The sequence below is a fragment of the Micromonospora sp. CV4 genome (assembly GCF_003667455.1).
Taxonomy (GTDB): Bacteria; Actinomycetota; Actinomycetes; order Mycobacteriales; family Micromonosporaceae; genus Micromonospora.
This window is the reverse complement of sequence record NZ_RCVI01000203.1, coordinates 38,005-46,603: the sequence shown is the minus strand read 5'-3', so window position 1 is coordinate 46,603 and position 8,599 is coordinate 38,005. Positions and strand designations below refer to the sequence as shown.

Here is an 8,599-nt window from a genome sequence, read left to right as displayed (position 1 = left end):
GACCAGGCCGGGGTCGGGGGTCGGGTCCGGGGTGGGGCCGGGGATCTTGTACTCCTCGGTGAGGGTTGTCATCGGTCCGGGCCAGGTGGCCTGGGCGACCTCGATCGGCTTGCGCTTCGCGTCGTACGCGACGTGCAGCAGGTGCAGCACCGGGGTGTCGGGCCGGATCTGGAGGGTCTCGGCCTCCTCCCGGCTGGGCTGGCGGGCGCTGATCGTGTCGGTGGCCGAGACGTACCGTCGCCCGGTGGCTTCCTCGGCCTCCTGGTAGAGCGGCCGGCCGAACGCCTCGGCGCGCTCCAGGGAGGTGCCGGCGGTGTCGGTGGGCAGGAACCAGGAGGCGCCCACCTCGACGGGGGAGTCGTCGGTGCGGACCAGGTGCCGGCGGCAGAGCAGGTCGGTGCCGTCGGGCACCCCGAACGCGTCGGCGACCTCGGCCGGGGCGGGGGAGCGGCCGACCGAGACGAGCTGCTGCCGGTACCGGGCGGCCAGGTCGGTGTGGTAGCCGCGGAAGCCGCCGTAGCGGCCTCGGGAGAGCCGGTTGAGTCGGCGGCGGGTGCCGCGGACGTACGTACCGGAGCCGGGTTTGGTGATCAGGATGCCCTCGACCCGCAGCTGGTCGACGGCGCGTTGCACGGTCTGTTTGGCGACGCCGAACATCTCGGCGATGGCCGGGATGGACGGCAGCCGCTCGCCGGGCGCCCAGTCGCCGCGGCGGACCTGGGCCTTGAGTTGCGCGGCGATCTGCCGGTGCGGGAACTCGGCGGCCCCGGGGTTGATCTGCATACCCGCCTCCTTGATCACAGCTAGGTTCCTAGGATGCCCTAGCGGGTGTGACGGCGCCACCCCGGACACGCGGAAACGGGCTCCGAACCAGAAGGTCCGGGGCCCGCACGAAACGGGGGAGAGGCGTTACCAGGAACCGGCGGTGGGGCCGGCGGAACCGCCCCGACGGCGCAGGTACTTCTCGAACTCCTGGGCGATCTCGTCACCGGTCAGCGGGGTGATGCCCTCGTCGCCGACCCGTTCCTCCAGCTCGCGGACGTACTCGCCCAACTCGGCGTCCTGCTCGGCGGCGCTGCGCACGCGCTGCTCCCACTCGGCGGACTCCTCGGCCAGGTCGGCCATCGGCACCGGCAGGTCGACGACCTCCTCGACCCGGTGCAGCAGGGCGAGGGTGGCCTTGGGGCAGGGCGGGTTGTTGGCGTAGTGCGGCACGTGCACCCAGAACGAGACGGCGTCCACCTCGGCGCGGGTGCACGCGTCGTGCAGCACGCCGACGATGCCGGTCGGCCCGTCGTACCGGGTGGGGGTGAGCTGGTAGCGCTCGGCGGCCTGCGCGTCGGAGGCGCTGCCGCTGATCGGCAGCGGCCGGGTGTACGGCACGTCGGCGAGCAACGCGCCGAGGAGCACTACCCGCTCCACCTCGAGGCTGTGGCAGATCTCCAGCACCTGCTCGCAGAACGTCCGCCAGCGCATGCTGGGCTCGATGCCCCGGATCAGCACCACGTCCCGCTCGGTGCCCTCCGGGCTGGCCACCATGAACCGGGTCGTCGGCCACTCCACCCGGCGGGTCTCCCCGTCGGCCATCGTGATGGTCGGCCGGCTGACCTGGAAGTCGTAGAAGTCCTCCGGATCCAGCTCGGTGACCTGCCGGGCGTTCCAGACCTGCTCCAGGTGCTCGACCGCGGCGGTGGACGCGTCGGCGGCGTCGTTCCAGCCTTCGAACGCCGCGATGGCCACCGGGGACCGCAGCACCGGCAGTCCGTCGAACTCGGTCACGCCGTCACCTCACCCTGGTCGTCGCGGCCGACACCGGGACCGCGCCCGGTCGTCGGGCCGTGGGGCACGGTGGCGTCCCTGTTGTCCTTCACGTCCGTCAGCCTACGTGCCGGGCCGGGGCGCGGCCCGTCGGCCGCGCCGGTCGGCCCGGCCGACGACCGGGCATTCGACGACGAACCGGACAGGGTGATCCCGCTGACACAATATGGGATCGGGCGCGGACGGCGGTCAGGTTCGATGGCGGCCGCACTAACCTGAACGGGTGCGGACTTCGTTGATGGATGTGCTGGCCGATCGGATCCTCATCGCCGACGGGGCGATGGGCACGATGTTGCAGGCCGCGGACCTCACGCTCGACGACTTCGACGGCCTTGAGGGGTGCAACGAGATCCTCAACGTCACCCGACCGGACGTGGTTCGGGGGGTGCACGACGCCTACCTGGCCGCCGGCGCGGACTGCGTGGAGACCAACACGTTCGGCGCCAACCTGGCCAACCTCGGCGAGTACGACATCCCGCACCGCATCCGGGAGCTGTCCGAGGCGGGTGCCCGGATCGCCCGGGAGGCCGCCGACGCGGCCAGCACCGCGGAGCGGCCCCGGTTCGTGCTCGGCTCGATCGGGCCGGGCACCAAGCTGCCCACCCTCGGGCACGCCGACTACGCCACCCTGCGCGACGCGTACCAGGAGAATGCCGCCGGGCTGATCGTCGGCGGCGCGGACGCGCTGATCATCGAGACCTGCCAGGACCTGCTCCAGGTCAAGGCCGCGGTGGTCGGGTCGAAGCGGGCGATGGCCGAGCTGGGCGAGTCGGTGCCGATCATCTGCCACGTCGCCGTGGAGACCACCGGAACGATGCTGGTGGGCAGCGAGATCGGCGCGGCGCTCGCCGCGATCGAGCCGCTCGGGGTCGACCTGATCGGGCTGAACTGCTCCACCGGCCCGGCGGAGATGAGCGAGCACCTGCGGTACCTGTCGCAGCACTCCCGCATCCCGCTGTCGGTGATGCCGAACGCCGGCCTGCCGGTGCTCACCGCCGACGGGGCGTACTTCCCGCTCACTCCCGTGGAGCTGGCCGACGCACTGGAGCGGTTCATCACCGAGTACGGTGTAGGTCTGGTCGGCGGCTGTTGCGGCACCACCCCGGAGCACATCCGGATACTGTCCGACCGGCTGCACGGCGTCACCGCCCCGGCGCGCGAGCCCCGGCACGAGGCGGGCGTCTCCTCGGTGTACCACCCGGTGCCGTTCGCCCAGGACGCGTCGGTGCTGATGGTGGGGGAGCGGACCAACGCCAACGGCTCGAAGGCGTTCCGGGAGGCGATGCTGGCCGGGGACTGGCGGGCCTGCGTGGAGATCGCCCGCAGCCAGGCGCGCGACGGGTCGCACCTGCTCGACCTGTGCGTCGACTACGTCGGCCGCGACGGCACCCAGGACATGCGGGAGCTGGCCGGCCGGTTCGCCACCGCCTCGACGCTGCCGATCATGCTGGACTCCACCGAGCCAGCCGTCGTGGAGGCCGGGCTGGAGATGCTCGGCGGCCGGTGCGTGGTCAACTCGGTGAACTTCGAGGACGGCGACGGCCCCGACTCCCGGTACGCGCGGGTGATGCCGGTCGTGCGGGAGCACGGCGCGGCAGTGGTGGCGCTGCTCATCGACGAGGAGGGGCAGGCACGTACCCGGGACTGGAAGGTCCGGGTCGCGGCGCGGCTGATCGACGACCTGACCGGCCGCTGGGGGATGGACCGCTCCGACATCCTCATCGACGCGCTGACCTTCCCGATCGCCACCGGGCAGGAGGAGACCCGCCGCGACGGCATCGAGACCATCGAGGCGATCCGCGAGATCGCCCGCCGCTACCCGGGCGTCAACTTCACCCTCGGCATCTCGAACATCTCCTTCGGCCTCAACCCGGCGGCCCGGCAGGTGCTCAACTCGGTCTTCCTCCACGAGTGCGTGCAGGCCGGCCTGACGTCGGCGATCGTGCACGCCAGCAAGATCCTGCCGATGTCGAAGATCCCCGAGGAGCAGCGCGAGGTCGCGCTGGACCTGGTCTACGACCGGCGCCGCGAGGGGTACGACCCGGTGCAGCGCTTCCTCGAGCTCTTCGAGGGGGTCGACGTGACCAGCGCGCGGGCGAGCCGGGCGCAGGAGTTGGCCGCCCTGCCGCTGGACGAGCGGCTCAAGCGGCGGATCATCGACGGTGAGCGCAACGGCCTGGAGGCCGACCTGGACGTCGCGATGGCCGGCGGCCGGTCCCCGCTGTCGATCATCAACGACATCCTGCTGGACGGGATGAAGGTCGTCGGCGAGCTGTTCGGCTCGGGGCAGATGCAGTTGCCGTTCGTGCTCCAGTCCGCCGAGGTGATGAAGACCGCGGTGGCCTACCTGGAGCCGCACATGGAGACCACGGAGGACGGCGGCAAGGGCCGCATCGTGCTGGCCACCGTGCGCGGGGACGTGCACGACATCGGCAAGAACCTGGTCGACATCATCCTGTCCAACAACGGCTACGAGGTGGTGAACATCGGCATCAAGCAGCCGATCAGCGCCATCCTCGACGCCGCCGAGCAGCACCGGGCCGACGCGATCGGCATGTCCGGGCTGCTCGTCAAGAGCACCGTGATCATGAAGGAGAACCTCGCCGAGATGGCCACCCGCGGGGTCGCGGAGCGCTGGCCGGTCCTGCTGGGCGGGGCGGCGCTCACCCGGGCGTACGTCGAGGACGACCTGCGGTCGACGTTCCCCGGGCAGGTGCACTACGCGCGCGACGCGTTCGAGGGGCTGTCCCTGATGGACCGGGTGATGACCGCCAAGCGCGGCGGCGCGCCGGTGATCGACCCGGAGCGGGAGGCGGCGCTGGCAGCCCGACGGGCACGCCGGGAACGGCAGCGCACCGTGGTCACCGAGTCGCTGCCGGAGCTGCACGACTCGTCGGTCCGCTCCGACGTGGCCGCGGACGTGGCGGTGCCCACCCCGCCGTTCCTGGGCACCCGGGTGGTCAAGGGCGTGCCGATGGCCGACTACGCGGCGCTGCTCGACGAGCGGGCCACCTTCCTCGGGCAGTGGGGGCTGCGCGGCGCCCGGGGCGGCAGTGGTCCGTCCTATGAGGAGCTGGTGGAGACCGAGGGCCGCCCGCGCCTGCGCTACTGGCTGGACCGCCTGATCGCCGACCAGGTGCTGGAGGCGGCCGTGGTGTACGGCTACTTCCCGGCGTACTCCGAGGGCAACGACCTGGTGGTGCTGGACGAGAACGGGCACGCCGAGCGGGCCCGGTTCTCCTTCCCCCGGCAGCGGCAGGAACGGCGGCTCTGCCTGGCCGACTTCTTCCGGCCCAAGGGCGACCAGCTCGATGTGGTCGCGTTGCAACTGGTCACCGTCGGCCAGCCGGTCAGCGAGTACGCGGCGAAGCTGTTCGCCCGCAACGAGTACCGCGACTACCTGGAGGTGCACGGCCTCTCCGTGCAGCTCACCGAGGCCCTCGCCGAGTACTGGCACCGGCGCGTCCGCGCCGAGCTGACCCTGCCCGACGGCCGTACCATCGCCGACGACGACCCGGCGGACCTGGCCGGCCTGCTACGCAACGACTACCGGGGCTGCCGGTACGCGTTCGGCTACCCGGCCTGCCCGGACCTGGAGGACCGGGCGAAGATTGTGCAGCTGCTCGGGTCGGAGCGGATCGGCGTGGAGTTGTCCGAGGAGTTCCAGCTCATGCCCGAGCAGGCCACCGACGCCATCGTGGTCCACCACCCGGAGGCCAGCTACTTCAACGCCAAGTGACGGGCGCAGGCGCCCTGACCCGCACCTGAGGCTGAACCACGATCATGCCGTCTCCAGGCCGTCAACGGGTTCCGGGCCGTCATTGGCGGCCTGGTCCGCACCGAAGGCGGTGTCGATGGCTCGGCGCGTGCGGTCCTCGCTGGTCGGCAGGAGATGCGTGTAGGTCCGCAGGCTGAACCCTGGGCCGGCGTGGCCGAGGTAGGTCGACAGGGCCTTGATGCTCTCCCCGGCGTCCAGGAGAACTGAGGCGTAGGTGTCGCGTCATTCCGAAGATTCATGCGGCGAAGTCGTCAGCAATTGAGCGGGAGCCGTTCAGCGCGACCGCAGTGCTTTGTGAGCCGATCGGATGGATGGCCTACGACACGTCACGGCACTCTTTGGCGCAGCGGTATTTTTTCAGGCACTGCGTTTTGCGGAGGCCGCCGGCGACCAGGCTTGTGCTGCCTACGTACTGACCAGCATGGCCGAGAAGAGCGCGCGATCGAGACGGCCCACAGCGGTATGCCCGCTCGCTCTAAAGTTCTGCCATGACGACTTCCCTCGACACTCTTCCGAAGATCGGCGCACCGGCCACACGGGCCTTGAACGGCGCCGGCTACACCAAGTTGAGTCAGCTGGCCGGGGTGCCCAAAGCAGAACTCGCGAGGCTCCATGGCATGGGACCCAAGGCGCTAGCGGTTATCGAGGCGGCCTTGGAGGAGCATCAGCTCAAGCTCGAGTAGCAACTCCGACGGCGGGTCGCCAGCCCCGGCCTGGTGCACTCAACTGCCGTCGATCGAGCCCCCTGCGAACCCGCCGCACACAGCCGATGACAGCGAGCGCACTACTCACATCGGCTGGTAAGGCGCTCCACCTTGTCCACCCGTGCGGGGGTCCACGTTGAGCGGGGAGGTCAGGTGCCAGGGTTGTAGGTTCTGCGCTGCTTGCGCGCACCGGTACCGTGACCGTTCATGCGTATTCGATTCGGTGATCAGCAGGACATCGTTGGGATCGCTCGCGTCCACTTGGCGACGCGGCAAGCTACCTACCGGGGGTTGCTACCCGACGAGGTGTTGGACGCCATGACACCAGAATCGTTGACGGCCTGGTGGCATGAGTACCTGCCGCAGGCACCCGAGCCGAACAAACTGCTGGTGGCCGACGTCGACGGCACTCCTCAAGGATTTGCTTTCCTGCAGAAGGCTGGCCAGCGGGGCGAGGTCTTCGCCATCCATGTGCGCCCGCAGGCGCAGGGGCAGGGCGTCGGGCGGCGCCTGATGGAGCAAGGCCTCGCTGTGCTGCGCTCCTGGGGATGCGATCGGGCCCTGCTGTGGGTACTCGCCGACAACCATGGCGCCCAGGGCTTCTACCGGAAGCTCGGGTGGACGCCCATCCCCGAAGGCTCCCGTGTCGAGGACATCGACGGTGCCCTGGTCGCGGAAGTCTCCTACGAGTTGCCGCTCACGCAGGCGATGCCTGACGGTCGCTCGGCCAGCCTGCCTCAATCGCCTTCCTAAACCGTGTGCGCCCGGTGCCGCCCGGGGCACGTCTCAGGTGCGGCACGGCAGGACCAAGATCATGCCGCTTCCAGGCCGTCTGAGGGAAACCCGCAATGCCAATCACTGACCATCAACACCAGGCGTAAGAGCAGCTCACGAGGCAAACAGTCCGCTTTGATCGACTACGCCTCGGCGTTGATCAATACAATGGCAAGTGACAACGGCAAGTGACACCTACGTGACGAGCTTTGAGTGCGCTTTGGCGGCCCGCTCGATCTTCGCGCACTGGGCGTCCCAGAAGGCCGCGTCACGCTGCGGGTTCGCATACTCGGCTGTTGTCCCGGTCGAGCCGTCGAGCTGTTCGCGCAGAATGTCGGCATGTCCGGCGTGCCGGCTGGTCTCGGTGAGTATGTGGACCATGACGTTGAACAGCTTCACGTGGGGCCGTGGCCACCAGGGCACGTAGCCCGGGGAGCCGATGGCGAGGGCGGTGATCGTCGCGTCTGAATGCTCCCATACGCGGCGGTAGCGGTCGATGATCTCCTCGCGCGTCTCGTGCTCGGTCGCCCACATGTCGTCGCCGCGCGCCCCGAGGTCGTCCCACCGGGGAAGCGATTCGGGGAACGGCCGGTCGAAGACCTCGCCGAAGTACCTGGACTCGGACAGCGTCTGGTGCTTGATCAAGCCGAGAAGGTTGGTTCCAGTCGAGGTCAGGGGGCGGCGGATGTCGTACTCGGAGAGCCCGTCGAGCTTCCAGAGCATTACCTCACGAATATTTCGCAGGTCGTGATGCAGGTACTCTTTCGCGAAATCATCGATCATGGGGCACGAGCCTGCCATGCGCCGCCGGCGGGCTCAACCTACGACCAGCACTTGGCAGAGTGTCACGCACGTCCTGATACCGATGTGTCACGCAGGTCCGGAGATTGGACAGCCGCCGCCGGGGTGCTGAAGGGCGCCTCGTTCAACCAGCGGGACGTTGTGACGCACCTTCAGCTCAAGCTGCCGATGGCTTTGGCGTAGTAGAGGGACTCCTCCAGATGGAAGGCGATCTGCCGAACCGACCAGGCACCGGCTTGCCGCTGGTCGAGCTCGGCGTCCGAGAGCCGTCGAAGCCTGACCTCAAGAATGTGCGCGAGCCGGGTCAGCCGGCTGCGCGCCTCGTCAAGATCCTCGGGAGTGAACGGCGCCAGGTCGGCGGGTGTGGTGATCGCGGAAGCGTGCCAGTGATCCGGGATCGTCGGTACGCCGGCGATTCGCGCTTCGATCTCGGCCAGGTGGTCGATGAGATGGTCGGTGACACGCCGGATTGCCTTGTGCGGGCTGTAGACCCGGTCGTCCACCGACCGCGGCTGCCCGTCCCAATGCGTCCATGTCTGGGCCATCTCAAGGACCTGATGAACCATGTCGGTCACCACGTCAGCGGGGTTGCGGGCGTCAGTCAAGGGAGTGCCGGACATCGAAAGCTCCATCCTCGCGGGTCAGCGCTGGATGGTATCGGCGCACACAGACACTTCCCGGGTCGGCGGTAAGCCGTCAACGGTCCGCGGTGCCGCGTCATGGC

7 protein-coding genes are annotated in these 8,599 nt (G+C 69.4%); 3 read left to right on the top strand and 4 right to left on the bottom strand.

All coding sequences use genetic code 11. The features are described 5' to 3' along the window. Together EAD98_RS07495 and EAD98_RS07490 are read right to left on the bottom strand one after the other, a co-directional pair. Positions 1 to 783: GntR family transcriptional regulator (locus EAD98_RS07495; protein ID WP_147457351.1), on the bottom strand; the 783-nt coding region annotated here is incomplete at its 3' end. Between the two features lie 126 nt (positions 784 to 909). Then, complete coding sequence (locus EAD98_RS07490) at positions 910 to 1,779, bottom strand: PAC2 family protein (RefSeq protein WP_121653320.1); 870 nt, start codon at positions 1,777 to 1,779, stop codon at positions 910 to 912. 262 nt (positions 1,780 to 2,041) lie between these two features. Between EAD98_RS07490 and metH the strand changes: the two genes are divergently transcribed. The 3 genes from metH (at position 2,042) to EAD98_RS07470 (ending at position 7,053) form a co-directional block, all read left to right on the top strand. Continuing rightward, entirely contained in the window at positions 2,042 to 5,557 is a 3,516-nt protein-coding gene (gene metH / locus EAD98_RS07485) for a methionine synthase (RefSeq protein WP_199723327.1), read from the top strand. 527 nt (positions 5,558 to 6,084) lie between these two features. Beyond that, positions 6,085 to 6,279, top strand: coding sequence for a DNA-binding protein (locus tag EAD98_RS07475; RefSeq protein WP_121653318.1), 195 nt, complete (start codon positions 6,085 to 6,087; stop codon positions 6,277 to 6,279). Between the two features lie 228 nt (positions 6,280 to 6,507). After that, positions 6,508 to 7,053: a GNAT family N-acetyltransferase gene (locus tag EAD98_RS07470; protein ID WP_121653317.1), complete on the top strand. Its 546-nt coding sequence runs from the start codon at positions 6,508 to 6,510 to the stop codon at positions 7,051 to 7,053. Positions 7,054 to 7,269: 216 nt separating this feature from the next. Here EAD98_RS07470 and EAD98_RS07465 read toward each other — a convergent pair whose 3' ends face one another. Next, a complete protein-coding gene (locus EAD98_RS07465; RefSeq protein WP_121653316.1) occupies positions 7,270 to 7,857 on the bottom strand; it encodes a DinB family protein in 588 nt (195 codons plus the stop codon). Positions 7,858 to 8,027: 170 nt separating this feature from the next. Beyond that, positions 8,028 to 8,495, bottom strand: a complete 468-nt coding sequence (locus EAD98_RS07460; protein ID WP_121653325.1) for a hypothetical protein — start codon at positions 8,493 to 8,495, stop codon at positions 8,028 to 8,030. Positions 8,496 to 8,599: the final 104 nt, after the last annotated feature.

What these genes read in the sequence shown, in the direction of transcription:
- EAD98_RS07475 (WP_121653318.1), top strand. Translation starts at nt 6,085, where the DNA reads ATGACGACTTCCCTCGACACTCTTCCGAAGATCGGCGCACCGGCCACA.
- EAD98_RS07465 (WP_121653316.1), bottom strand. Translation starts at nt 7,857, where the DNA reads ATGATCGATGATTTCGCGAAAGAGTACCTGCATCACGACCTGCGAAAT.
- EAD98_RS07470 (WP_121653317.1), top strand. Translation starts at nt 6,508, where the DNA reads ATGCGTATTCGATTCGGTGATCAGCAGGACATCGTTGGGATCGCTCGC.
- EAD98_RS07460 (WP_121653325.1), bottom strand. Translation starts at nt 8,495, where the DNA reads ATGTCCGGCACTCCCTTGACTGACGCCCGCAACCCCGCTGACGTGGTG.